The organism is Streptomyces sp. NPDC002676, from assembly GCF_053592455.1.
Genome location: NZ_JBSFVT010000011.1, coordinates 178,324 through 202,973, shown reverse-complemented (window position 1 = coordinate 202,973; position 24,650 = coordinate 178,324). Strand labels below are relative to the sequence as shown.

At 68.4% G+C, this 24,650-nt stretch carries 20 protein-coding genes and 5 pseudogenes; 7 read left to right on the top strand and 18 right to left on the bottom strand.

The window, feature by feature from the left end:
- Nucleotides 1-2: 2 nt before the first annotated feature.
- Entirely contained in the window at nucleotides 3-1,673 is a 1,671-nt protein-coding gene (locus tag ACWD3E_RS27840; protein WP_451390303.1) for an arylsulfotransferase family protein, read from the bottom strand.
- Nucleotides 1,674-2,766: 1,093 nt separating this feature from the next.
- On the opposite strand from ACWD3E_RS27840, the gene ACWD3E_RS27835 reads away from it, so the two are divergent.
- The gene (locus ACWD3E_RS27835) at nucleotides 2,767-3,729 is read left to right on the top strand and encodes a phosphotransferase family protein (protein WP_451390302.1); all 963 of its coding nucleotides are present in this window, start codon (nucleotides 2,767-2,769) and stop codon (nucleotides 3,727-3,729) included.
- Between the two features lie 151 nt (nucleotides 3,730-3,880).
- Here ACWD3E_RS27835 and ACWD3E_RS27830 read toward each other — a convergent pair.
- The 3 genes and pseudogenes from ACWD3E_RS27830 to ACWD3E_RS27820 all read right to left on the bottom strand — a co-directional run.
- Nucleotides 3,881-4,188: pseudogene (locus ACWD3E_RS27830) on the bottom strand (hypothetical protein); the annotation flags it as partial.
- A 12-nt stretch (nucleotides 4,189-4,200) separates the two neighbouring features.
- Nucleotides 4,201-5,217 carry an NADPH:quinone oxidoreductase family protein gene (locus ACWD3E_RS27825; RefSeq protein WP_451390301.1) on the bottom strand — a complete coding sequence of 339 codons (1,017 nt, stop codon included), beginning with the start codon at nucleotides 5,215-5,217 and terminating at the stop codon, nucleotides 4,201-4,203.
- A 46-nt stretch (nucleotides 5,218-5,263) separates the two neighbouring features.
- Nucleotides 5,264-5,629: a MerR family transcriptional regulator gene (locus tag ACWD3E_RS27820; protein ID WP_451390300.1), complete on the bottom strand. Its 366-nt coding sequence runs from the start codon at nucleotides 5,627-5,629 to the stop codon at nucleotides 5,264-5,266.
- A 147-nt stretch (nucleotides 5,630-5,776) separates the two neighbouring features.
- Between ACWD3E_RS27820 and ACWD3E_RS27815 the strand changes: the two are divergent.
- Nucleotides 5,777-6,134, top strand: a pseudogene (locus ACWD3E_RS27815) (helix-turn-helix domain-containing protein); the annotation flags it as partial.
- Between the two features lie 173 nt (nucleotides 6,135-6,307).
- The gene (locus tag ACWD3E_RS27810) at nucleotides 6,308-7,843 is read left to right on the top strand and encodes a PQQ-binding-like beta-propeller repeat protein (protein WP_451390299.1); all 1,536 of its coding nucleotides are present in this window, start codon (nucleotides 6,308-6,310) and stop codon (nucleotides 7,841-7,843) included.
- On the opposite strand, the gene ACWD3E_RS27805 is transcribed toward ACWD3E_RS27810, so the two are convergent.
- Nucleotides 7,797-8,003 carry a helix-turn-helix domain-containing protein gene (locus ACWD3E_RS27805; protein WP_451390298.1) on the bottom strand — a complete coding sequence of 69 codons (207 nt, stop codon included), beginning with the start codon at nucleotides 8,001-8,003 and terminating at the stop codon, nucleotides 7,797-7,799. The genes ACWD3E_RS27810 and ACWD3E_RS27805 overlap by 47 nt on opposite strands.
- Nucleotides 8,004-8,084: 81 nt before the next feature.
- On the opposite strand from ACWD3E_RS27805, the gene ACWD3E_RS27800 reads away from it, so the two are divergent.
- The gene (locus ACWD3E_RS27800) at nucleotides 8,085-8,762 is read left to right on the top strand and encodes a hypothetical protein (RefSeq protein ID WP_451390297.1); all 678 of its coding nucleotides are present in this window, start codon (nucleotides 8,085-8,087) and stop codon (nucleotides 8,760-8,762) included.
- Between the two features lie 90 nt (nucleotides 8,763-8,852).
- On the opposite strand, the gene ACWD3E_RS27795 is transcribed toward ACWD3E_RS27800, so the two are convergent.
- From ACWD3E_RS27795 to ACWD3E_RS27780, 4 genes are all read right to left on the bottom strand, one after another.
- The gene (locus ACWD3E_RS27795; RefSeq protein WP_451390296.1) at nucleotides 8,853-10,193 is read right to left on the bottom strand and encodes a hypothetical protein; all 1,341 of its coding nucleotides are present in this window, start codon (nucleotides 10,191-10,193) and stop codon (nucleotides 8,853-8,855) included.
- 297 nt (nucleotides 10,194-10,490) lie between these two features.
- On the bottom strand, nucleotides 10,491-11,792 hold the full coding sequence (locus ACWD3E_RS27790) for an erythromycin esterase family protein (protein WP_451390295.1): 1,302 nt from the start codon (nucleotides 11,790-11,792) through the stop codon (nucleotides 10,491-10,493).
- 86 nt (nucleotides 11,793-11,878) lie between these two features.
- Nucleotides 11,879-12,571 (bottom strand): CatB-related O-acetyltransferase, encoded by a 693-nt coding sequence (locus ACWD3E_RS27785; RefSeq protein ID WP_451390294.1) that lies wholly within the window; start codon nucleotides 12,569-12,571, stop codon nucleotides 11,879-11,881.
- Nucleotides 12,572-12,644: 73 nt separating this feature from the next.
- Entirely contained in the window at nucleotides 12,645-14,117 is a 1,473-nt protein-coding gene (locus ACWD3E_RS27780) for an MFS transporter (protein ID WP_451390293.1), read from the bottom strand.
- Between the two features lie 150 nt (nucleotides 14,118-14,267).
- On the opposite strand from ACWD3E_RS27780, the gene ACWD3E_RS27775 reads away from it, so the two are divergent.
- Entirely contained in the window at nucleotides 14,268-14,834 is a 567-nt protein-coding gene (locus ACWD3E_RS27775; RefSeq protein ID WP_451390292.1) for a TetR/AcrR family transcriptional regulator, read from the top strand.
- A 105-nt stretch (nucleotides 14,835-14,939) separates the two neighbouring features.
- On the opposite strand, the gene ACWD3E_RS27770 is transcribed toward ACWD3E_RS27775, so the two are convergent.
- From ACWD3E_RS27770 to ACWD3E_RS27755, 4 genes are all read right to left on the bottom strand, one after another.
- Nucleotides 14,940-15,143, bottom strand: coding sequence for a hypothetical protein (locus ACWD3E_RS27770; RefSeq protein WP_451390291.1), 204 nt, complete (start codon nucleotides 15,141-15,143; stop codon nucleotides 14,940-14,942).
- 80 nt (nucleotides 15,144-15,223) lie between these two features.
- Nucleotides 15,224-16,195 carry a recombinase family protein gene (locus ACWD3E_RS27765; RefSeq protein WP_451390290.1) on the bottom strand — a complete coding sequence of 324 codons (972 nt, stop codon included), beginning with the start codon at nucleotides 16,193-16,195 and terminating at the stop codon, nucleotides 15,224-15,226.
- Between the two features lie 214 nt (nucleotides 16,196-16,409).
- Nucleotides 16,410-17,198, bottom strand: coding sequence for an alpha/beta fold hydrolase (locus tag ACWD3E_RS27760; RefSeq protein ID WP_451390289.1), 789 nt, complete (start codon nucleotides 17,196-17,198; stop codon nucleotides 16,410-16,412).
- Nucleotides 17,199-17,375: 177 nt separating this feature from the next.
- Nucleotides 17,376-17,999 carry a LysE family translocator gene (locus ACWD3E_RS27755; protein ID WP_451390288.1) on the bottom strand — a complete coding sequence of 208 codons (624 nt, stop codon included), beginning with the start codon at nucleotides 17,997-17,999 and terminating at the stop codon, nucleotides 17,376-17,378.
- A 108-nt stretch (nucleotides 18,000-18,107) separates the two neighbouring features.
- Here ACWD3E_RS27755 and ACWD3E_RS27750 point away from each other — a divergent pair, with 108 nt between their 5' ends.
- Nucleotides 18,108-19,082: a LysR family transcriptional regulator gene (locus ACWD3E_RS27750; RefSeq protein ID WP_451390287.1), complete on the top strand. Its 975-nt coding sequence runs from the start codon at nucleotides 18,108-18,110 to the stop codon at nucleotides 19,080-19,082.
- Between the two features lie 14 nt (nucleotides 19,083-19,096).
- On the opposite strand, the pseudogene ACWD3E_RS27745 reads toward ACWD3E_RS27750, so the two are convergent.
- Nucleotides 19,097-20,034 (bottom strand): annotated as a pseudogene (locus ACWD3E_RS27745) (Tn3 family transposase).
- Nucleotides 20,035-20,772: 738 nt separating this feature from the next.
- On the opposite strand from ACWD3E_RS27745, the pseudogene ACWD3E_RS27740 reads away from it, so the two are divergent.
- A pseudogene (locus ACWD3E_RS27740) lies at nucleotides 20,773-20,970 on the top strand (SAM-dependent methyltransferase); the annotation flags it as partial.
- Nucleotides 20,971-21,235: 265 nt separating this feature from the next.
- Here ACWD3E_RS27740 and ACWD3E_RS27735 read toward each other — a convergent pair.
- The 4 genes and pseudogenes from ACWD3E_RS27735 to ACWD3E_RS27720 form a co-directional block, all read right to left on the bottom strand.
- Nucleotides 21,236-22,717 (bottom strand): DEAD/DEAH box helicase, encoded by a 1,482-nt coding sequence (locus tag ACWD3E_RS27735; RefSeq protein ID WP_451390286.1) that lies wholly within the window; start codon nucleotides 22,715-22,717, stop codon nucleotides 21,236-21,238.
- 172 nt (nucleotides 22,718-22,889) lie between these two features.
- Nucleotides 22,890-23,093: a cold-shock protein gene (locus tag ACWD3E_RS27730; protein WP_451355274.1), complete on the bottom strand. Its 204-nt coding sequence runs from the start codon at nucleotides 23,091-23,093 to the stop codon at nucleotides 22,890-22,892.
- Nucleotides 23,094-23,366: 273 nt separating this feature from the next.
- Nucleotides 23,367-23,669, bottom strand: a complete 303-nt coding sequence (locus ACWD3E_RS27725) for a hypothetical protein (RefSeq protein WP_451390285.1) — start codon at nucleotides 23,667-23,669, stop codon at nucleotides 23,367-23,369.
- Between the two features lie 59 nt (nucleotides 23,670-23,728).
- A pseudogene (locus tag ACWD3E_RS27720) lies at nucleotides 23,729-24,650 on the bottom strand (hypothetical protein); the annotation flags it as partial.

Here is a 24,650-nt window from a genome sequence, read left to right as displayed (position 1 = left end):
CTTCAGTGGGACAGGGTCACGACATCGGAGGACTTGAGGACGTGACCCTCTTCGTCCAACGCCTTGACCTGGAAGTACGGTCCTGGATCGCCCGTCGGGATCGCCGTCTCGAACCCGGTCCGTCCTGCGTGTCGCACGACCACCGACAGAGAATTGGGGTCTGGTCCTGCGAGCACCCGCCACGCTCTGACCTGCGTCGAACCGTTCCAGGAAGCGTAGACGACGCTGTTCCCTGCGTCGGTCTTCGCCGCTGCGCTCGGTGGATAGTAGGGCTTGCCGACCCACTGGTCCCGGAAGGCCCGGTACGAGATGTTAGAGCCTGGCATCTTCGCGTCGTAGAGCAGGTTCTTCGAGCCGCTGCCCTCCGTGTTTCCCCCGTTGGCGTATTCCGAGTAGTACGAGCTCTGGCCCCATCCGATGAACTTGTTGCCGTTGTCCAAGGCCTGGGTGTTCCCTTGGGACGCCGAGAAGAGCGGTGGCTGGTGGTAGTAGGTCCGCGCGGCGGTCGCGCGGCGGTGGTCGAAGTCCAGGTTCAGGATCAGGCCGTGCGACTCCTGTTCCGGTGTGCCGTCCGGTTGGTTGCAGCAGCCGTCGTCGAACAAGCTGATCTTGTTGTCCCCCCCGAACCGCGCGTCGTGCTGCCAGTAGAAGTGCGCGTTGCGGCCGAAGGTGAAGTTGCTCTTCTTGCCGCCGAGTTGCCACCGGATCCTTCCGGTCTTCTTGGAGATGCCATAGATCGCCCAAAAGTTCCGAAGCGAGATCAATAGCTCCCCTCTGGGTCCCTCGTCGATCGAGTTCAAGTGGTAGGCATCCCAGACCCCGCCTGACGTTGCCGCGTCGGAGGCCGACACCTCGGAACCGGCAGGGTTCAGGTGATCCAGCAGGTCCCATGAGAAGACGAGCTTTCCCGTTTCCAGGTCGACTTCCTGGATCTCGCTGTCCAGGATGGCTCCGTCCTTCGGCCCCCCGTAGCGGGTGAGATCCATGCGGACCGGCTTGGTCGCGATGAACAGTGCGGTCCCCCTGCGGGTCAGCAGGAACTCGTGCTCGTCCGGATAGAAGCCGTGATGCGCGAAGACCGTCTTGAGCAGGCGGTAGTGATTGTCGACGATGTAGTAGCACCCGCCCGGCTCGGGAGCGCCACCCGGCAGGTTCGTATAGGTGGGCGGAATGGCGATGGAGCCCTGCCACCAGGTCAGCACTGGCTGAGCCTTCCCGGTCCTGGGATTGTGATAGGTCTGAACCTTGAAGTCCGCGTTCTGAAGGTCAGGGGAGCGCAGGGGGCGGAACCAGACCGGATCGCCGGAGTTGTCAGAGATCAGTGCCCCCGTCTGACCGACCACCGCGGTGCCGATGGCATAGGGGCCGACGAAGATCTTGCCGCGAGCCGTCCCGGGCTTGTGCGCAGTCACCGTGACCCGCTGGGGGTGAAGGCCTGGCTCGGAGACGAAGCTCCATACGTGGCTGCCCGAAGTGATCGGCCGCGGGGTGGTCGCACTGCCGGTCGGGGGCGCGGGCTTCGTCGCGCACAGGTGCGCCCGGTCCGGTCGTGAACCCGCGGCGGCGGGGGGTGGGCAGCTCGCGAAAGCGAACCCCACGGCGATCACGCAGGTCCCTGCGGTGCGGCTCAGGCCTCTTTTAGCACCGCGCGCCCCTGGCTGGCGTTCCGCCATGCTCCGTCTCCTTACGGCCCTGTCTCCGTCTGCAGCGCTTCAACTGTTGCTCCTGGCGACGGTAGGCGTTACCGCCGGCCTGCGCCTGTTGCGGGCCAGTGCAGTGGGCCATTCGGACGCGGTCCTGGAGGGTGGTGTCACCGGGCCCGTGGGGCGCCGTTTGAAACGCTGATAAGAGGTCCGACTACCGCCTGGCCTGGCGCAACCCCCGGCCGCTTGCGGGCGGCAGGTCTGCATAACGTGGATGCGCGTGGACGGCACCATCGCCCCGGCCAGCACCGCACGAACCTCGTTCGGGAGAACGGTTTGTACAACATCGACGACGTGGGCGTCTTCCTCCACCTGGACGTCGGCAAAACGGCCCATCACGGGCACCGGCTCGTGGCTCCGGGATGAGGGTTCGCTGTTGACTTAGGTCATGTCCTGCTGACTTACGTCACGTTCCGCGCGGTGCCAGTCGGTGGCGGAATCCTCATCTTCGGCTCGCACGAGCACGGCCCGCGGCGGTGCCAAACGCACCGTCAACTTCCCTCCTTTCCTGCCTTCTTCGGCCATCAAGTGACCGATGTGCGCGGCTGGACACCTGGCGAAGAGTTGATGGCGCAGGCTTCGTCCCACGGAGAGGGAACTCCCGTCATGCATCCTGATCAGGCGCAACTGCCGGTGTGTTCGGTTGCCGAGCAGGTGCCGTCGCTGTGTCTGGACCTGGTCCAGATGCTCGATGAATTCACCCGGCTGCCGATGCGGGCCACGTTCCGTTTCGACATGGCCGCGCCCGCGGTGGTCACGGTCGAGTTTCTGGCGGAACGTGGGCCGAGTCTCGTGCGGCGTATCGGCCGTGAGCTGCCTTCTGCTGGTTCTGCTGGTTCTGCTGGACGACGTAGCCGGTCTTCACGGGTGACTGGGCGAAGCTTGGAAGCGGGCCGCCGCCCTTCACCTTGCACATCGGCCGCTACGGCTCCCTGGGCCGTCCACGAGTCTTGACAGCACCTGAGTGCTTGACCGGCCAGCATCAAGATGGTCCAGGGAAAGGTGTTGGTCATGCCGCTGAAAGCTTTTGCGCGTGCTGCCGTCCGGATGATGAGGTGGCACGGTGACCAACCACGATGGGGCGGCGGCCGTCCGACCGTTGACACTGGCTTGGGTGAGCCGGCATCTGGAGGTCGGCGAACGGATCGTCAGAATCGAGGCGCTGCACGGCGGCATCACTGCCGAAATGCGGAGGCTGACCATCGGCACGCAGGACGGAGGTACCCGTGACCTGGTGCTGCGGACCTTCGTCGACCCGTTCTACGTGGCGCGCGCCGAGGACTGGCTGAGCAGGGAGGCCGGCGCCCTGAACCTGCTGGCGGGGACTGGCGTGCCGGCTCCGGGGCTGGTCGCGGTTGATCCGACCGCCGCGCATTGCGAGTATCCGTCGCTCCTTATGACACATCTGGCGGGCCGGACGGTCCTCGACGATGAGGGATTGGAGACGCGCGTCCCTCTGCTGGCCCGTCAACTCGTGGCGATCCACGCGTTGCGGCCCGCCGAGCGGCCCCGGGAGTATGTGGCGTTGACGACCGCCGACACCGTCGTGGTTCCGAAGGGTGCCGACGCGGCGGTATGGGCCGCGGCGATCGACGTGATCCGGGGGCCCGCGCCGCCCTATGAAGGGCGGTTCCTGCACCGGGACTTCCAACCCGGCAATGTGCTGTTCGACGTGCTGCCCTCAAGGTCAGCGGGTGCGCGGATCACCGGCGTCGTCGACTGGGCGGCTACCTCCTGGGGCCCGGCGGATCTCGATGTGGCGCACTGCTCCACCAATCTCGCGCTGCTGCACGGCCCGGCGTGGGGTCTGCGGTTCGCCGAGGCGTATGAGGAGGCCGGTGGGGTGCTGGCCGCGGACGCGAGCGAGCGGCTGTACTGGTGGGTGCGGGACGGACTGGCGTGCTCAGAAGAAGTGCAGTCGGTGGCGCAGGCATGGCGCCAGGCAGGGAGGGCAGAGCTGACGACGCGAGCCGTGGAGGAGCGGCTGGATGCCTATGTCACCGCCCTGATGGACCCGCTGGGCTGAGCCAAAGCAGTCCGGGGCGCGGGCCCGGCGCCGAGCGCCGGGCCCGGCATCACGGAAAGTGCCGAAGATCCAATCTCGGCGAAGATCACCAGCTGCTGCTGAAACTCATCAACAAACGCTGTCCCTGAAAGTGAACGCAGCCATTCATGGCCTGTTGGCTTCCGCGTCCGTGGACTGGCCGGCCACCGCCGTCTGGGATCCGGCCGACCTTCTTCACGTCGATGTGGACCACGTGGCCGGGACGACGAGCGGTGGTCTTCCGCGGGTCTTGGTTCGTGTCGCCGTCGGGGTCGAGGAACCGGCCTCGGCCTGGAGTTCAAATGCGATCCGGGACGCCGACCACTTCTCGGCACGGCGGAGTGCCTCGATCCTGGCCCCGAGGTCAGCGCCGGTCGCGGTGCTGGCAACGTTGCACGAGGCCCGGCCGACCCTCGGGGGACAGTGGGGCATTGCGGTGCGTCACAGGCGTTCCTATCGCCAGGGATCGAGTGCGTGCTTGCCGCGGGTATGGCCTGCTTCGAGTTGCTGCAGCACCGCTGGCCCCTCGGCCAGGGGGTGAACCTGGGGGGTGCCGGGCGGGTACACGCCGTGAGCGATGAGTGCCTCGATCTCGACGAGCAACGATCGATAGATGGACGGGGCCGCGGCCGCCAGCGCACCGATGTGCAGGCCCTTGACTTGGACCTGGTGGGTGAAGACCAGGTCGTGCGTGCTGAGGCTGGCATCGCCGGAAGCGGCGCCGAACACGACGATGCGTCCGGTGAAGGGTTTCGTGACCGAAAGACTGACCTCGAACGTGGCCTGTCCCACCGATTCCAGCACCAGGTCGACACCGCCGGTCAGGCGGGTGATCTCCGCGGCCAGATCGGGGCGTCGGCTGTCCAGGACCTCTTCAGCGCCGAGCGCTTTTACGGTGTCGTGCTTGGCCGGTGTCGCCGTGGCGATCACGCGCGCACCGTAGTGGCGGGCGAGTCGGACGGCGGCCTGCCCCACGCCTCCGGCCGCGGCATGAACGAGCACCACATCACCCGTCTTGATCTCGCCCAACGGCTTCAGCGCCGCCAATGCGGTTGCCCAGTTCAGCACCAGGCCGAGGGCTTCGGCGTCGCTCCAGCCGGAAGGCACGGGAAGTACACCCGCGGCCGGCATCGTCATGTACTGCGCGAAGGCGCCCGGGCCGGCTCCGACGACGTGCGTGCCGACTGGCAATGGGCGTTCGATCCCCGCGCCGACACCCACGATGGCGCCGGCGGCTTCGAAGCCTGCCACGTAGGGCGCCTGCGGGCCTCCTCCGTAGATGCCATGGGTTTGCATGACGTCTGCGAAGTTGACCCCGGCGGCGCCGACGCGGATCAGGTACTCGCCGGGCCCTGGGGTGGGGTGGCGGTGATCGGTCGTGAGGGTCAGATCCTTCGGTCCCCGGTGCGACCTCTGGACCAGTGCTCGTACCGTCTGCTCAGCGGTGTGCTGCTGCTCGTTGATCTCCATGCGCCGAACGTAGGAGTCTGACACTTACGTCAAGGTCAAGTGGCGGTTATAGATCAGAGCGGCGGGCCTCCCTCAGGTAGGCGTCGAGTGCCGCCTGCTGATTGCTGAGAATGGCGATGCGTGCAGCGAGCCGATCGCGATGGCTCTGCACCTCGTGCAGGAACTCCGCGCACACCGCATCCGTGCCGGCATCGGGGCCGTCAGTGAGGTGGGGCAGAACTTCCCTGATCAGCCGCACGGGCAGCCCGGACTCCAGCAGCGAGCGGATGACGAAGACCCGGTCGATAGTGGACTGGCAGTAGTCGCGGAACCCATTGCTGCAACGGCCAGGGACGATCAAGCCCTCATCCTCGTAGTGCCGCAACGATCTCGCACTCACGCCGCTGACTCTGGAGGCTTCGCTGATCTTCATATCTGGAGGCAACGTCTGGGCGCACCGCGATCTTCCAGTACTTGCTACGACGAAGTGAAGTCCCGCTCGGACGTCAACAACCTCCTGTCCCTCAACAGCTAGAGATCTGACGGTTGGTGTCGGCCGCGCTGTGCCGATGGCGGTGGAATGACGGCCGAGGAACGGGCTCGACGTGAACGAGTCCGGCTCGCGGCTACTGACCTGATCGAAGCGGGGGCCACTGACCGGGTGGTGGCCCGGCGGTTCAGGGTGACACGGATGTCGGCGAACCGCTGGCGGCGGGCGTTGGCTTCGGGCGGTCGGCAGGCTCTGACCTCCAAGGGCCCCGGCGGTGCTCGGTGCAAGCTCGAATGCGGGACAACTCCGCCTTCTGCCATCGGTGTTGGATGCAGGCCCGGCCACGTCCGGCTGAAGTGACCAGTGCCGGACGCCGGCGGGGATCGCCGAGGTCGTGCGCCGCCGGCTCGGCATCGAGTACACCCTGGCCGGGCTGAACCTGCTGCTGGGTGAAGCCCTCCAAGACGGCGACGGCGGGCATGCCGTGCCGTTTGGCGGCGGTGACCAGCGGCGCCCTGGCATCGCGGCTGATGTTCGTTGCGTTCCCCGTCAAGTTCTTCTGTTCGGCTTCTTGAAGTCCGTAGCTTCACGCAGCTTTTGGCCGCTGAGAAGATCACCACCATGACCATCTCGTTCCGCATCGACCGAATCCTCGGTGACCGTCCCTTCGCCGAGGTCGGTGATCCCGTCCTCGCCGTCGACGACGAGGGCCGCGGCCTGCTGGCAGTGGCAGGCACGCACGTGGCAGTGGCGGGCGTGCAAGAGTTCGGCAGTACTGCGCCGGTTGGTGTCTACGGCACCGATGATCTGGCCTGCCGTGCCCTTCTCCGTGCGCGCTATCCCGTGCACGCGATGGCTTTCCACCCCAGGCTCCCCCTCCTGGCAGCCGGCACGGGCGACTACGACGGCGGCTACTTCTTCGAAGGGGAACTGCTCCTACTGGACTTGGAGACGGGCAGCGCCACGTCCCTCATCGAACACGAGCTCGGCCGCCAGGTCCTGGGTCTGGAATGGCTCAGCGAACAGGAACTGCGCGTGCTGATGGCACCGCCGGACGACTGGCAGGACAAAAGTGCGTGGAGCGCGGGGCACGTCGCGGTGGTGCATCGGCCCGATTGGAGGGTCGTACCGCCCCGGTCGATCACCGGACATGATCTGGCCGGACCGCGGGTGGCGGCCCCGCGAACCGACCGTCGAGAGGATGCCCGCCGGACGGTCTCCGGTCTGAGTACGAACTGGGATCCGCGGCGCAACCTCCGCGCGGTCGAGAAGCTGTCCGACGGCAGGATCGTGGCGACGCTCGACGGGATCCGGCTGGAGTCCTGGCTGCCCTCGGGGCGACGGCAGTGGGCTGTCCTGGACGACGGCGACGGCGGCCGTGACATTGTCATCGCCGCAGATGAGCGATCGGCCTGGGTTGGTCTGGTGCGGCCTCCGTGGGAGGAGCGTGCTCAGGCCGTGGTCCGGCTCGCACTCCAGGACGGGGCGCAGCTCGACCACCTCACTCCCTCCGGCTCGGTGTCCCTGGTGCGATGTGCTGACGGCCTGCCCGCCCTCGCACCTGCTGGGCGCAACGGGGAGCGGAGCAGGTTGCGTATCCGGCGTGGCAGCCGGATCTACTTTCGGGAGACCGTTTGCACCCAGGGCGGACAGAACCCTGGGCCAGGTGAAGCCTGGCTTACAGCAGCGGAACTGGGGTCCATACCGGTTGCCGAACGTCCGCGTGAGCCAAGGGAGGCGGAGGTCCATCAGTTGTTTCCCTACTCCTGGCAGCCAGGTGAGACACACTTCGCCGGCCCCGGCGTGGAGACCTCCGACGGTGACCTGATTTATGCCGGCACCGTCTATCACGGCCACGGGTTGCAGCCCGGCGGCTCGTTCGTCGTACGGCGCGCGATGGCCCGTACAGAACCGACTTGGGTCTTTCGGACAGACCGGAAGGCCACGGCCCTCGACCACGACACGGAGACCGTCTACGTCACGTACGACGACGGCGAGATCGTCGGGCTCGATCTTCGTGACGGCAACGTCCGCTGGCGTCGGCACCTGGCTGTTGCCGGAATACCCGTCGTGGCGACCGCGCTGACCGTCGCCGAACCTGGCCGACTGCTCATTGGCACCACCGACGGGCGACTTCTGGAATGCTCGACCGTCTGATGCGGTCGGCCGTGGACTTCGAGACCCTGAAGAGCAGGGCGAGCTGGCGCAGTGTGAGGTTCGTGCGCCAGTACGCCGCGACCCGTAGCACCCGGTCTTCCAGCGGCAGGCCCCATGGCCGGCCCCGCCGGACCGTGTCCGAGCCTTCACGCCGCAGCATGGTCACCAACTTGCCGACACTGCGCTGGACAGCCCTTAGGGTGAGCGGGTGGTCGAACGTGATGTGAGGAAGGTGCGTGCGGTGCTGCCTGCCCACGTGGTCGAGGTCGGGACCGAGCCGCTGGACCGGCCGATGCGGAACTCAGTGGGCGGCTGGCCCTTCCTCGACGACACCCAGGAATGGCCCGAGTGCTTCTGCGGCGAGCGGATGGCTCTGTTCTTCCAACTCGACATACCCCAGGACGTGGAGTTTTTCAGTGGCGACCACCTGCTGGTCTTCCACTGCCGTGCGCACAACGACGCATCCAACCCCGAGTTGGCCAATGGCCGGCTCGTACCCCGGTACTGGGACGCTCCGCAGCCGCCCTACCCGCGCCCCTTCTGGCGCGCGCTGCTCCAGCGCCACGCGGCGCTGCCGGCGGCGGAAGCCGAACCGTCCCTGCGCGCACTGCCGCTTGCGCTGCACCCATTCACGGACACCCCCAACTCGCGAGGGCTCGGAGCCCAGACGTTCAAGGTGGGCGGTACGCCGTCCTGGGCGCAGGATCCCGAGTACTACAGGTGCGCATGCGGCGCCGAGCTGGTGTACCTCTGCCAGGTGCCGGAGGACATGGAGTTCGCCGTCCACCCCGGCCAACCAGAGCAGCCCTACAGCGTCGGCGCCGACACGTACTCACTGTTTCTTGGCAACGAGGTCTACCTGCAGGCGTGCCCGGCCCACTGCGACCCGGCAGCGGTCTGGCCTGTGAACCAGAACTGAATCCGGAAAGCGTGCTGCCCGGTCTCGATGACACCCGGGCAGCACGTCTGACGTCCGGTTACCTGATCGGTTTGCGAGTGCTGTACATGCTTACTTGGAGACCTGGACCGTAGCTGTAGCGGTTGTTCCGTTGTGGGCGTTGTCACCCGTGTAGGTGACGGTGTAGGTGACCACCCCTGCCACCGGCGGGGTGTCGGTGATCGTGAAGGTGTTCAGGCTGCTGACGCTGGCCGTGCCCACCGTGACGCCGTTGGGCGAGGCCGAGTCCGTGCGAGTCACGCTGACATCAGTTGCGTCCGGAATGGCGATGGGCGAGCTGAGCGTACCGTTCAGGGTCAGCTGCCTGCCGCGTTTGCCCGTGGCGGGAACCTGGAGCGCCATTGTGGTGTCGGCCTTCGCGGGCGTTTCCACGTGCAGCGTGACGGGGCCTCCGCCGCTGGGCTGGGTGAGGGCGAAGAGGCGGTTGTTGAACGGATCCCACGTGAGCCCGGCAGGCACCAGGTCGTCGGACAGATCGGTGTTCTGCAGGGCGCTGGAGTTGCCGGGCAGGAAGACGGAAAGGTCCGGCGACGCCGGCCCGGCCATGCCGGTGGCGACTCTGCCTTCCGGGGAAAGGGCCACGGCGTTCGGCGAGCCGCTGGTTGCGTAAGTGCCGTCCACGCTCAGGTCCGAGGTTCGGAGAACGGGGGCGGACTGGGGCGAAGTACCGGCAGTGACGAGTTGCTTGCCGTCGAGGGTGAGGGCCATGTCCGACAGGTTGCCGCTGCCCTGACCGCCGGGGTCCGAGGCGTATGCCGTCGATACCGCGGTGCCGGACGAGACGTCGTAGACCTGCAGCTCGGTCGAGCTCGGTCCGGTGGCTCCAGCCGCCAACGTTCCTGGAGCCCCCGAAGAAGACGCGAGGAGCGGCGCCGACTTCCACGAATGGGTTCCGTCCTGATTGAGTGCCACGTACCAGTCGGTGGGGTCGAGGGAGCCGAGCTTGCCCTGAAGTGAGGTGTCGTAGCCGAACCACAGTTTGCCGGCCACGAAGGCCAGGTGCCGAGGCTGGATGCCGACGCCGGTGGAACGGCGGGTTATCTCTTGAAGTGTGGACGTGTTGATCACCGAGATGGCGTTGGCATCCGGCAACGCGACGTAGATCAAATCCCGCGAATCCCCCGACAACGCGAGCCCTGCCGCGCCGGACTGCGAAGGGATCTCGGTGACGACGGAGCCGTCGTAGTTGGTGACGAGGACACTGTTGTCAGCAGGGTCGCTGATGAAAAGGTGCTGATGGACACTGTCCACCACGATGTCCGAGGCCGAGGAGATCGGCAGCGGGACGCTGCTGTCCGCAACAGCGGGGGCGCTCCCGGCGCCCAGCAGGGCGACGGCGGACAGGAGGACGACGGGCAGTGCTCTTCTGCGGGTCAAGCGACCGGCGGGCATACGAGTCTCCCTTTGTCTGTGGTGTGGAGGGAAGAGTTCCGACCACTTCCCGCACACTAGTTCGCACCACTGACAGTGGCGCCGTCGTGCGCAGCAATGCTCATGACTTGTGGATCGGCCTCGGGCCGGGCGCGCGAAGGGCGCACCTTCCCGAATGAGGTCCGGCAGACACGGATTCTGACGGGGCTGAGCAAGTGCCCTTCTATGCGTTCACTCGGGTCACTGACCCGGCCGCACTGGAGGCCCAACCGCCTCGGGAGCCTGGCTTGGCCTCACCGCCCGGGTCATTGGCCCGTCTCACATGTTTTCGAGGTTGTCGGCAACGGTGGAGGTCGGGGTGTGGAGGATGGCGTCGAACGCCTCAAGGACGGGGGTGTGGAGGTATGCGCTTTGGATCCGGATGCGGTCGGGGCCCGGGGCAAGGTCGGCGTTTCCATGGGCCTCCTGCGGGCGTGCCTGGTGGAGATCGGCGATGCTGAGCCCGAGTTCGGCGTCGGCGAAGGCGGCTTCGATGCTTCCCGGCTCGGCCGGCTCCAGGGCGGTGGCGTCGATGGTGAAGCCGAAGGGTGTGTTCTCGTCGCGGGGCATGTCTGCGGTATGTCCGGTGGTGCTCGCCAGGCCGAGGGCGAAGTAATCATCGCCGAGCGCGCGGTGCAGGTGCTGTCCCATGGGGAGCCCCGTGAGGTGGCCGTTGAAGGACACCGGTGTCTTCTGGATGTGGGCGTTGTGAGCCGCCAGCACGACGCGGGTGCCGGGTGGGAAGCGGTCCAGGTGCCACAGGACCGACTCGGCCATGTAGACGTCGCGGGCTGAGGTGTCGGCGGTCAGCCCTTTACCGGCGAAGAGGTCGGCCATGGCGCGGAAGGTGTAGTCGGCGTGGCAGGCGCCTTCGAGTCGGCGCAAGGCGATGTCGTAGCTGTGCTGGTCGGCGCGGGAGACATACAGCGGTTCGACGGAGCGGAACCGGATGAGCAGGCGTGTCAGGGTCGCGCTGAGGGCGTCCTGTTCGGCGGTGGCCAGGCGTGCCCACGCGGGCGCGGCGACGGCCGCAGAGCCACCGGCGAACGATTCGGCGATCCGCATCGCCTCCTGGACGACCGGCAGGGTTTCGGGATCGATCCGGCGAAGGTAGTCGGCGACCGGGGTCAGGGCGGGAAGCAAGGAACCACCGGCCGCCGGGATGTCGATGCCTATGAAGCGCACCGGTGTTGAGGCGGTTTGGTTGTGCCGGCGTATCCAGCGCAGCGGCTCGTCGACTCCCACGGGGATCGTCCCGGCAAGGTGCGCCGACAGGTCGTCGTTCGTCCCCTCACCCTGGGCCCATGCGTCAAGGGGGAAGCCTTCGCTGAAGCCGTACTCGAAGGCCAGGACGGTGAATCCGCAGCGCTCGGTCAGGAACCGCAGGATGCGCTCGCGCATGGATGCGAACTCGTTGATGAAGTGGGAACTTTCGCCGATCGCGACGACACGTGCGTCGCCGATGATGGCGCGCAGCGGCTCCAGATCGTCGAGTGGTGCCTCGGGGTCGAGGTGGTCGAGGGGGACGGCGTGGGTGCGAAGCCAGTCGGCGAACGGGTTGTGGTGGGGCGAAGCAGGCATGCTGACAGCTCGATTCTCGGTGCTGGAATGGTGGATCGCGGATAGGGGAGCGGGTCACCGCGCAGGTCGTCCTGGGCCGGGTTCGTTCAACGGTCCGTGGCACTGGGGGCTGTTGGGTCCAGACGCTCCGTTTCCACGTGCCCGGGCGCCGCGTTCTCCAGGTCGTCGATGCTGCCGGACATGATCGTGCGGATGTGTTCGGTGATGTGCTGGAGCGGCCAGTCCCACCACGCCACGGCGAGGAGCCGGGCGATGTCCGCAGCGTCGTAGCGGGTGCGGATGAGCCGGGCGGGGTTGCCGCCGACGATGCCGTAGTCGGGGACGTCGCCGGTGACCACGGCGCCGGCGGCGATGATCGCGCCGTGCCCGATGCGTACGCCCGGCATGACCGTGGCGCCGTGGCCGAACCACACGTCGTTGCCGACGATGGTGTCGCCCCGGCCGGGCAGGTCGGTGATCAGGTCGAAGTGCTCCGCCCAGGAGCCCCCCATGGTGGGGAACGGGAAGGTGGAAGGACCGTCCATGCGGTGGTTGGCGCCGTTCATGATGAACCGGGTGCCCGTCCCCAGCGCGCAGTACTTGCCGATGACGAGCCGCTCGGGCCCGTAGTGGTACAGGACGTTGCGCGTCTCGAACACGGTCGGGTCGTCCGGATCGTCGTAGTAGGTGAAGTCACCGACCTCGATCAGCGGCGACTTCACCAGTTGCTTGAGCAGAATCACGCGCGGGTGCTCGGGCATCGGGTGGAGCACGGTGGGGTCAGCGGGAGTGGGCGGCATCGTGGAGGCGGTTCCTCTCCAGTGGGGGTGTGTCCCAGATACGGCAGAAAACGGGCCATGGGATGATCTTGGCCTAGTGCGGGCTGTTCGCGGATGCCTCGTTCAAGGTGGTGACCGCACCTGGATCGGTGGCCCGTTGCGGGGCCGTGGAGCCTTCCACAACCTTGGACCTCGCGAGCCACAGGCCGGTGAACACGGCGGTGGCCAGGGTGACGGCTCCGGCTGCGAGGAAGGCGTTGTCGAGGCCGGTCTCGAAGGAGGCGCCGTCGGCTTGCCGGGTGCGGACGATGGCTCCGAGTACCGCCACGCCGAGCACCGCGCCGATCTGCCGCGTGGTGCTGCTGATGCCTGAGGCGAGGCCGCCTTCCTGCGGGCTGACTGCCTGGATGGCGGCTCCCGTCAGTGGAGACATGGTCAGGGCGAAGCCGGTGCCGACGATTGCCAGCCGCCACCACACGTTCCCGTAGCCGGTGTCGGCGTGCACCGTGCCGAGCGCCAGCAGTCCCAGGCCGGCCAGGGCCAGGCCGGTGGTGACCACGATGCGGTAGCCGTACCGGGCGGCGAGCCGGCCCGCGTACGGGCTGACGATCACCATGGCGAGGGACACCGGCAGGGTCTGCAGGCCGGCGCGCAGGATCGAGCTGCCCTGGACGTACACGAAGAACTGGGAGAAGAAGAACGACGAGCCCATGAGCGCGAACCCGACCACGACCATGGCGGTGTTGGACACGGTGAACAGGCGCTGCCCAAACAGCCGCAGCGGCAGCATCGGCGCGGACCGGCGCGCTTCGACGACGACGAAGGCGGCGAGGAGGATCACCGCGGCGGTGAAGCTGCCCAGGATCAGCGGCGAGGTCCAGCCGCGGGCACCGCCCTCGATCAGCCCGTAGGTCATCGTCCCCACACCCAGAACGGACAGCACCGTCCCCGGGACGTCGATCGCGGGGGCGCCGGGATTGCGGGTCTCTTCGAGGCTGCGCAGACCGGCCAGCAGCAGGACCACGCCGATGGGCAGATTGACCAGGAAGATGGCGGGCCAGCCGAAAGCGTCCGTCAGCGCACCGCCGGCCACGGGTCCCGCGGCCAGGCCGATTCCGCTGAGTCCGGCCCACAGCCCGATCGCCTTGACGCGTTCCTGCGGCACGGGATAGGCGGCGGCGAGCAGGGCGAGCGAGGCCGGGCTCAGCGCCGCGGCCCCGATGCCCTGCAGCACCCGGCCGGTGACCAGCCAGCCGAGCGAGGGCGCGAGGCTGCACAGCAGCGACGCGGCGGTGAACATCGCCACACCGGTCAGGTACACCCGCTTGCGGCCGAACCGGTCGGCGAAGACACCGCCGGACAGCAGCAGCATGGCGACCAGCAGTACGTACGCGTCGACGATCCATTGCAGACCGGTCAGTTGAGTGTGCAGCCGGTGCTGCATATCGGGCAGCGCCGCCCCGACGATCGTGTTGTCGAGCAGGACCATGAACTGGCCCAGGCAGGTCACCGTGAGCAGCACGGCCCGGTGTGAACGACTGCCTACGGCCGCAGGCGAAGCCGCCATGGGGATTCCTCTCGATCGTTGGTCGCGCCCGGCCATGGCCGACGGGGCCGGTGGTGCACCTGAGCGCCTTAAAGCAGCCAGTGACTGCGTTAGGCGACTGTACGGGGCGTCACCCGTAAACGCAAGCATTGGCTGCGTTAAGGTGGGGGTATGAACGAGAAGGAGCGGGCCCGGCGGCCCGGCGGGCGCAGCGCCCGCGTCGGTGCGCAGGTGCACCAGGCCGTCACCGAACTGATCAGCGAGCGCGGCTACGGCAACTTCACCGTCGGCGAGGTGGCGGCCCGCGCGGGCGTGGCCGACAGCAGCATCTACCGCCGGTGGGGCAGCCTGGAGACCCTGCTCAGCGAGGTGGCGCTCACCCGCCTCAATGCACAGTCGCCGATGCCCGACACCGGGAGCCTCGCCGGCGACCTGCGCACGTACGCGGCCCAAGTGGCCCGCGAGATCACCGGACCCGACGGTCCGGCGGTGCTGCACCTGGCCTTCGCCCTGTCGAGCAGCGGTCAGCAGGGCCTGCAGGCTGGTGCCGACCTCCGCGCCGAACGCACCCGGCAACTGCAGTCCATGCTCGATCGCGCCCGCGACCGTGGCGAGCCCGCACTCGACGCGTTCGACGTGCTGGACCACATCCTGGCCCCGATGTATATCCGCGTCTTGTTCGGCATGGTCCCGCTCACCCCGGACTACGTCGACGGGCTGGTCGACCGATTGCTGTGACCTCAACCCGGTTCCCGCGATCAGCCCTCGGACGCGGTGCCAGGGCTCCCCGAGGTGCTCGCCGACACGCGCCAGGCCAGCTCAGGCATCCGGCCCTTGGCCGGCTCACGCGGCCTGGCTGAATCCGTCGGCCGGCGGGCCGTCGCCGCGGATCGGGGTGGAGTCGACGTCCAGGTGCGGGTCGTAGGCGTCGGGTTTGTCGGCGAGCTCGTGGGTGGAGTATTCGCCGAAGCGGCGGATGCGCTCGGGCAGGTACGGCGAGACCTGCGCCAGGCCCTCCGGGTCGACCTTCTGCCCTTCGTCCTGCAACTGGCGGACAATCTCGGCGATGTCGGGGTGCCGGTGAGAAGGTCCTGTCCTCCCGTAGCTCCGGCGAAGTGACAAGTAGCTCAGAGTGACCGGGCAGCGCCTTCGGTCTGGAGGGCGGCGAAGTCGGCGTGGGCCGCTTCGACGGCTTCGGGGCATGCCTGGCGCTTCTCGTGCTCGGCGAGCGCCCGGTAGATGCTGGCCAGGCCGGGATTCTGGCCCTTGCGCTTGCCGGTGGGGACGATCAGGTCGGGGCGGATCTGTTCGACGGACTCGCCCGCCGCCCGGCGCCGAAGCACGGTGTGCAGCATCTCGTCGTTGATGACGGGCGGCCGGCGGCCGTGCTTGCCATTGTGGGCGGCGGCGTCGAGTCCTTCGAGGGTGGCTTCAGGGATGCTCTCGCGCTCAGTCTCGGCCATCGCGGCGAAGAACCCGAAGAGCATCCGGCCGGGGCCGGAGGGGTCGTAGATGCCGGGCAGCGGGCCGGCCGGCATCTCCAGGACCAAGCCGTGGGCGGTCAGGTGGTCGGCCGGCGCGGTGAGCTCGGCAGCGTCGCGGCCGAGCCGCCTCATCTCGTAGACGGTGAACAGCACCCGGCAGTGCGGCGCATGGGCCTTGATCTCGCGGGCCAGGGCGAGGGTGGCCTCGAACTGGGGGCGGACCCGGACGCGGGTGCTGATCTTCTCGGAAAAGATCTTGTCGCGCCGGATGCCGTGCGCGCTGAGCGCGTTCGGCTGCGACTGCAGCTCCTGCGTGAGGTGGCCGCAACGGGCGTACCCGATGCGGATCTCCGCGCCCGGGGTGTCCGTCTCGGGCGCGGCCGGCGGCGGGGTGCCGGGCCGCCAGGGCTGTCCGGGGCCGCGGTCGACCGGGGTCGGCACCCGCAGCAGCTTGGCGAGCCGGGCCACCTTCTTGAAGCGGCCGGTGTGGTAGAGCCCGGCGACCGCACCCGAGCGCGGGCCGCAGGGCGAACCGGGCTGGACGCCACAGCGCGGGCAGTCGTGGCGCTCGACGTCGTCGGCGTCGCTCTCGATGGTGTCCTGAGGGCCCGTCACACCCGAAATGCCTCACAAACTATTCCCAGAACAGGGGTCGGGCGCCAGTTGCGTGAGAACGAGTTCTGAGAACCGATCGGGCATCCGCGTCGGCCCCGACGACCGTTTCCGATCTTGCTCCCGGAAAGGACCGTTTGTGAGAGTCCGGCCGGGGTGTCGCCGGTGCACGGTAGGTATCCCGGGTGCAGGGTGTCCGAGTATCGGCTGCGCTGTTCTACGGCTTGTACGCGGTGGTGAGGAAGTCCAGGACGAGGGGGCTGGCGTGGGTGCGGAACTCCTCGAAGTAGGCGTGCCGGGCTTCGGGGATCAGATGGAGTCGGGCGTTGGGGATGCGGTCGGCGAGCAGGTGTGCGTTGGCGGTGGGGTTGAGCAGGTCGTCGCTTCCGTGGAGGACCAGGGTGGGTGCGCTGATGTCCGGCAGGAGGTCCCAGGCGTCGTGCCGGTTGCTGGCCGCGAGGTGGTGGCGCCGGGCGTGGGCAGGCATGCCGGGGTCGCCGAGGGTGTGGTGCGGGCCGGGGTGGGAGGCGAGCCATTGGGGGGTGTACATCAGCCCGAGCAGGGCCTGTCTCGCGGCTCCGGGCTGAGGTTGCGTCAGGGCTTGGCGGACGTCGTTGCCGCGTTCGACGCTGTGCGTGCCGCCGGGTGAGGTGCAGCCGAGGACCAGGGCGCCTACCCGATGGGGGTGGCGGGCCGCAAGCTGCTGGGCCACCCGTCCGCCCATGGACGTGCCGTAGACGTCGGCCCGGTCGATGCCGAGTTCGTCGAGGACGGCGATGACGTCCTCAGCGAACAGTTCGGTGCTGTAGGGGGTGTCGGGCTTGGCACTGTCGCCGGTGCCGCGGTAGTCGATCGTGAGGGTGCTGCGAGCGGGATGGAAGTCGGCGCGAATCGCGTCCCACCAGTGGTGGTTGTTGGCCTGGCCCGCCAGCAGGACCAGCGGCGTCCCCTGGTCCTGGAGCTGGTAGGCGATGCGGGTTCCGTCCGGTGTCATCGCGTGCGTCATCGGCTTCCTCGCTCCCGCGTGGGATCTATCCGGGCCTGAGTGGGCGGTGAAGCCGGGGCGACCGTCTTGGTGCGCTTCGTCGCCACCGGCCGTGCAGGGCAACTGCATGGCTGCCGGTACACAAGGGCGGTAGATGGCCCGCGCGGTCGGTTGCCGGAAGAAGTACCGGCCCGGCACTCAGACACCGGCTGCCACCGCGGCCCCCAGCCCAAGCAGGACGACGCCGGTCGTCACGCTGAGTCCCCGCAGGACGGTCGGCCGCGATACCAAGGCGCGCCCTCGTCCGACGGCCCAGGTGAGCAGCAGGTACCAGGAGGCACTGACGAGGGCCCACAGGGCTCCCAGGGCGACGGTCGACAGGAACACCGGGCCCTTCGCCGTCACGAATTGGGGCAGGACCGAGACGGCGAACACGCCGGCCTTCGGGTTGCCGAGGTTGGTGCTCAGGCCGGTGAGGTATCCACCCGCGAAGCCGGTGCGGCGCCCGCCCTCGCGGGGCGGACAGGTGGAGGCGGTGGTGAGCGCGGTCCGCAGCGTGTTCACCCCGAGGATCATCAGCACGATGCCGCCTGCGATCCGGAGTATCGCGTACGCGCGCGGGCTGGCCAGCAGGACAGCGGACAGCCCGGCCGCAGCGGCCGTGGACCACAGCAGGAAGCCGGTGGCGTTGCCCGCGAGCGTGCCTCGGACTGTACGTTGCCCGCCTTCCAGGACCTGCCGGATCATCATGGCTTGACTCGCGCCTGGCAGCATCGCCAGGAGCAAGGTGGTGGCGATGAAAACGGGCACATGCGTAGGCATGGGCAAAGACCCCTTCCAGGGATCGCGTCGATGGGTGCACCACCAGGCTTCCTCTCCCGCACTTATAAGAGAAGTTAAAGAAGAAGGGTGCAGTGTTAGCATTATTGAATGCTCGTGGATCCGGGACAGCTCCGGCTTCTTGCATTGATCGAGCGGCACGGCTCCTTGACGGCGGCGGCTCACGCCCTCCAGCTCACGCCCGCGGCGGTCACCCAGCAGGTGGCCAAGGCCGAGCGCGACTGGCAGGTGCCCCTGGTCATCCGTGGTCCTCGCGGAGCAAAGCTCACCGCGGCTGGTGCGCTGCTCGCCTCCCACGGTCGAACCGTGGAGGAGGCGTCGGACAAGGCTGAGGCGGAACTGGCCGCGCTGCTCGGTCACCTCTCCCTACGGCTGCGCATCGGAACGTTCCAGGCGGCTGCCCTGCACCTGCTGCCGCCCGCCCTGACGGCCCTGCGGCACCGCCATCCGGACGCCGACGTCTCCGTCGTAGACGTGGTGTCCGGACGCGGAGCGGACGAGATCAGCGCGGGGCGCCTGGACCTCGCCATCGTCGCGTCCTGGGGCACGCCGCTCGCGCCGCCCCCGCACCTACGCGCCCACTCGCTCCTGCTGGACCCGATGGTCGTGGTTCTCCCCGATGACCACTCACTGGCCACGGGGCGGCCTGTGGACAGCGAACTTCGCCTGGAAGAACTGCGCGACGAATCGTGGGTTTCCATCCTGGCTGGCCATGCCGCCCGCGAACAGTTCCACGACGCTGCCCGCGGGGCCGGCTTCACCCCCACCGTGCGGTTCGAGACCGAGTCCTACGACGTTGTCCAGGCCCTCGTCGGCACAGGCAGCGCCGTGGCTCTGGTATCGCGCCTGGCCCTGACCCATGCGCCCGGCACCACCCATCGCGAACTGGCCCACCCCAGGCCCTACCGCCAGCTCTACGCCGTGACCAAAGCCGACGCCAGCCTCACACCACTCGCAGACATGCTGATCGACCTCCTACGTGATGTCGCCCGCGACATCACCGCCACCTGGGAGGCTCCCCTGCAAGAAGAACAACGCTCATCGGACTCACCGCACGGAGCCTGAAGAGCCCCCGGTCCTCAATCGACACCGCCTGGTCGATGGGCGGCCGGCCCGCCAGCCGACCATCGACGTCGGCCGCTGGCTCGGCGTCGGCCCGGCCCTCCAACCGCCCGGCCGTGACCAAGGGGTTCGGGGTCGAAGCCGCGGCAGACGGCTTCGACCCCGAACCGCTGTCCTACCACTGCCCGGTGCTCTCCTGGGCGGGCGCCGTCTGCCGTGCGTCCGCCCGCTGGCCGGGGATGACCACGGTCGAACCGGCCGTAGGGGTTGACGTGTGTCCGGAACAGCGGGGACAACGCGGGCCGGTCGGCGTCGCCGAGGCGCTCGACCCTCTTCGGCTCGGCCAGGACCTCCTGCAGCAGCAGGGGGTTCACGTGGACCAGGGCGGCCTGCAGCAGGTGCAGAGCGAGCATCGAGATCTCCTGGCTCTCCCGGTCGGCGCCGGTCAGATCCCCGTCCTTGCCGTAGAACAGGTCGTGGTTGGCGGAGTTCCAGTTCTCCACCACCTGCAGGCCCTCGTGGATCTCCCGCCGCAGCTCCGGGTCGGCCAGGTAGTCGCAGACGAACGCCGTCCGCACCGCCCGCCCCAGTCCTCGATCGCCCGGTAGGTCGGGTGCTTCGGGCCGCCGCGGGTGAACCGTCGCAGCACCTGCTCGGCCTCGGCCGTGCCCAGGCGAAGCGCGGTGGTGTACTTGACGATCTGGTCGTACTGCTGGCGAATCAGCTCCCAGTCGATCGTCTTGCTGGACAGCACCGGCACCAGGTGCGGCCACGTCTCGCCCTCCCCGGCGGCCGGCCGGTACAGCCGGGCCGAGCCCACGTTCTTCAACCGGGGCAGCAGGTTGAAGCCGAGCATGTGCGCGAACGCGAACCCGACGATGGACGCGCCGTGGGTGTCGGTGTACTGCCGGTCCACCACCATCTCGGTGCAGTGCCGCAGCACGCCCTCGATCATCGCGGCGACCTCGGAGGCCGAGCAGTTCTTGAGGTCCTCGGAGATCTCTTCGGCCCGGCGGTAGGAGAGCCGGGCACGGCCGGTCTCGGGGCACACGTCCAATGTCGGCGTCCCGGCAGGAGCCTTGCCGTCGGTGAGGAACAGCGGGCCGCGGGTACGGGGGCGATGAGGCGAGGCAGGAGTTGGGCGGTGCCAGACTGCCAGTGGATCCACTCCGTGGCCCCGCCCTTCGCGGTGATCTTCCCGCGTTTGTCCAGCGGGTACAGGTCTTCCACGTTCAGGCACAGCACCTCGTTCGGTGATCTGGTTCTCGGCGAGGGCCTTGGTGCGGTCGGGCGGTGCCGGCCGCCGTTCGATGCCGATCGTCGGCTCGCAGTCGATCCAGCCCTGGCGCTGCCACCAGCCCATCGCCTTGCGGGCGATGGACAGTTCACGGTTGACGGTGTCGGCGTCCATCTCGTCCGCCCGCGCTGCCGCCAGTTCGGCCAGGGCCTCCGGCAGTGCCGGGTCGTCGATCACGGTGACGGGGAAGACGGCGGCTTTGCGCCCCGGCGGATCCGGTCGGCGCGGGTTCGCCGGCGAGCATCCATCCCCAAGTCGTCAGCGAGATCCGGTAGATCCGCGCGAAGGACTTCGCGATGCCCGCGCCGGTGAGGTAGCGCTCGACCGCCGCGGTGTACGACAGCGTCCTTCCGAAACTTCTCCGGGTACGGAGACTGGCGTCCCACCTCGACATCCACGCGCCATTTCACCCGCGACGACGACAGCCGCTACCGCCGCGGCAACTCCCGTCACCGGTACGCGTGGCCGGCTGAGCGCGACCTGATGGCACGGATCGCGGGGCTCGAGCTGGAACGGCGCGTTGCGGACTGGGACGGGGCGCCGTTCACCCAGAACTCCACGAAGCACATCGCCGTGTGGCGCAGGCCTGCCTGAGTCACGCACACAACGATGGCCGCCGGCTTCCTTGGCGCTCATGGGTGTTTATGAGCGTGCGGCGCGCCAGCGGCAAGGTTCGCGGACGCTCCCCGGCCCGCCTCGGACTCCCCGTTCCAGAGCCTCGTTTCCTCGAGGTCCCAGCGGATGAGGACCAGCGGATGCCGGCCTCGGCAAGGGCGTCGGAGGCTGGGCCATCGGCTACGTGGTGACGGCCGCCGACGTGACGGTCAGGGCTCGCGGTTGTACGGAGGCCATTGTCGACCTATCCGCCACGACGGACCCGGGCGGCCTTACGGGCTTCGGCAATCTGGCGGGCCTCAGCAGACCGGCGAGACTCGCCGCCGCCGGCCCTCCCCGGCCGGGTGCCCAGACCGCGGAAGGGGGCACCGCCGCGCTTCGGCCGCTCCGCGACCGTCCCGCTGCCGCTGACGGGGACACCGGAGGGAGCCTGAGCGCCGGTGATGCGGCTCAGCTCGGCCTCGCCGGAGCGGACCTGCGTGATCTGCGGCCTGATACCTGCGTCGGACAGGAGACGGGCCAGGTCCCGGCGCTGGCTGGGGAGAACCAGCGTGACGACACTGCCGGACTCGCCGGCGCGGGCCGTACGGCCGCCGCGGTGCAGGTAGTCCTTGTGGTCGGTGGGCGGGTCGACGTTGACGACGAGATCGAGGTCGTCGATGTGGATGCCCCGAGCCGCGACGTTGGTGGCCACCAGCGTCGTGACGTCGCCGGTCTTGAACTGTGCCAGGGTGCGGGTGCGCTGGGGCTGCGACTTGCCGCCGTGCAGCGCCGCGGCCTTCACGCCGCTGCTCAGCAGGTGCTTGGTGAACTGGTCGACGGCATGCTTGGTGTCCAGGAACATGATCACGCGCCCGTCGCGGGCAGCGATCTCGGTGGCGGTGGCGTACTTGTCGGCGCCGTGCACCTGCAGCACGTGATGCTCCATCGTGGTGACCGCGCCCGCCGAGGGGTCGACCGAATGGACCACCGGGTCATGGAGGTAACGACGGACCAGGAGGTCGATGTTGCGGTCCAGCGTGGCCGAGAACAGCATGCGCTGGCCGTCGGGGCGTACCTGGTCCAGCAGTTCGGTGACCTGCGGCATGAAGCCCATGTCCGCCATCTGGTCGGCCTCGTCCAGGACGGTGATGTTCACCCGGTCCAGACGGCAGTCCTTGCGCTCGATGAGATCCGTGAGGCGGCCAGGGGTCGCGACGACCACCTCGGCCCCGGCACGCAGTGCGCCGGCCTGCCTGCCGATCGACATGCCGCCGACCACAGTGGCCAGCCGCAGCTTCAGCAACCGGGCGTACGGGGCGAGCGCATCGGTGACCTGCTGGGCCAGTTCGCGCGTGGGGACGAGGATCAGGGCCAGCGGCTTTCGCGACTCGGCACGCTGCCCGGCCGTGCGCACGAGGAGCGCCAGGCCGAAGGCGAGCGTCTTGCCCGATCCGGTGCGCCCGCGGCCCAGGACATCGCGCCCTGCGAGGGAGTTCGGCAACGTGGCGGCCTGGATCGGGAACGGCTCGTTCAGGCCGAGACTGGTGAGCATCTTCAGCAACTCGACCGGCATGTCCAGTTCACCGAAGGTCTCAGCCGCGGGGAGGGGCGGGGTGACGGTGACCGGCAGCGCGAACTCCCCCTGTGGTGCGGAGGGACGGCGCCCGGTGCCACCTGGACCGGCGCCGGGGCGGCCCTGACCTCGTGGACGGAAACGGTCGTTCGTGCGAGCTGAACGGCTCATGGAGAACCTTCCTCGACAGGGCGCGCATCGAGGAATTCCCGACAGGAACGAGCCGGATGAATTGCAAGAACGAGCCGGATGTGAGACTAAAAGAATTCCATCGGAATGCAAAAAACAGTAAGCTGGAGCCCCACCGCAAGGCGGGGCTCCAGCTATCTCATACGCCTCGGCGTCAGGCGGGAGTGATGTTCTCCGCCTGCGGACCCTTCTGGCCCTGCACGACGTCGAAGTTCACCCTCTGGCCTTCCTGCAGCTCACGGAAGCCCTGGGCGGCGATGTTCGAGTAGTGGGCGAAGACGTCAGGGCCGCCACCGTCCTGCTCGATGAAGCCGAAGCCCTTTTCCGCGTTGAACCACTTGACGGTGCCAGTAGCCATGTCACATCTCCTTGGGGGCAGTGCCCGCGGGTCCACGCCGTGTGAACCCCTGCGTTGCCACAATGAACCCCGTCCGGATAAGCACCGGAGATACAAAAATGCCCGACGACATACAGCCGCCAAGGCACTTGAAGTTTCGGGAACCACAACTGCAACTACAGCCAAGTTTAGCATGGCGCAGGCATCCGCACTACTTTCGCCGTGGCATGAGGCCCTAGGCCTCCACGACCCTTTCGTTGCCTGAGAAAAGCCAATCGCATCTTTCGGCTCAGATTATCTCGATTCGTTTCCGCGAAAGACAGGCCCGGAATCACCCACGATGGCCTCGGTCAGCCAGGTGTGCTCGACCAGGCGGTTCGACGGCGGCCGGTCCCGCCAGGCGCAGTACCCGGACTCGGCGACATGCAGCACCCGGCAGGCCAGCTGCACCGGCAGATGCTCACGGGCCATCACACGGTTGGCTTCGAACCGGCTTTGGGGGGAACACATCGCGCGTATCGAGGACGCCTTGTTCGACCACCAACCCGGTTCCTGCATCAACAAGAAGTAGCCGAACCCTCTGATCATCGACGGCATCCAGCGGACGCGAGGGGCTCGTGGTGGCAGGAAGCCGCACCGCGAGCCCCGCATGCCGTTCAGGAGCAGTGGACGGTCACCTGGGCGCTGCCGCCGTTGCTGGAGAAGCTGATCGTGAACTGGCCGTTCCCGGGCTGCTGCTCGGTCCGGCCGTCCAGCGCAATCTCCTGCGAGGCGTTCCCGGCGAGGGACCCTCCGCTCTGGCTGAGGGTGACCCCGGCGGGCAGCCCGCCGGCCGTCCAGTCGAGATTGCCGCTGCCGGTGTTGAGAACGACCAGCTTGTTCGGCCACTCGCCGTTGGCGCAGTACTCCTGGACGTCGGTCGAACGAAGCGCCAGCACCCCCACGGCTGCCGGGGAAGGCGGGTTCGATTGCCTCGGCAGCCGCGCCTGGTTCGGCGACTCGGTGGTCCCCTGATCGGGGCTGTCGCTTTCGGCGGGCGGGGTGGAGAGGTCGGCCGTGGGCGAGTGCGCCCTGCTGGGCGAGTCGCTCGCGCTGGGCGTGGACGCCGGGCTCGCGGCCGGGGCGGCAGAGGCGCCAGACAGGCTGGTTGAGACGCCACTGGAGGGGCTGGCCACACCCAGTGGCGTGGTGGCGGCCGGGTCGTTGCCGAGCCGCTGCCCGACGACCACGCCGCCGACGGCAACCACCATCACGCCGCCGATGATCAACGCGAGGAGCTTCGGCTTCGCGGCCCTCCTCGGTCGCGGTTTCTTCGAGTGGCCGGTACGCCCGCCCTGAACGATGATCCCGTGACCCACCGCCCGGGGGTCGTCCTGCTTGGGCCCGATGGCCCGAGGATCGTCCCCACCGCCGCCTCCGGCGACCCGGCCGCCCTGCACGATGATGCCGCCCTGCACGATGATGCCTTCGTCGGCTGGGTCGCCGATGGCCCGGGGGTCATCCTGCTTGGGGCCGATCGCCCGGGGGTCATCCTGCTTCGGGCCAATGGCGCGGGGGTCATCCCGCTTCGGGCCGATC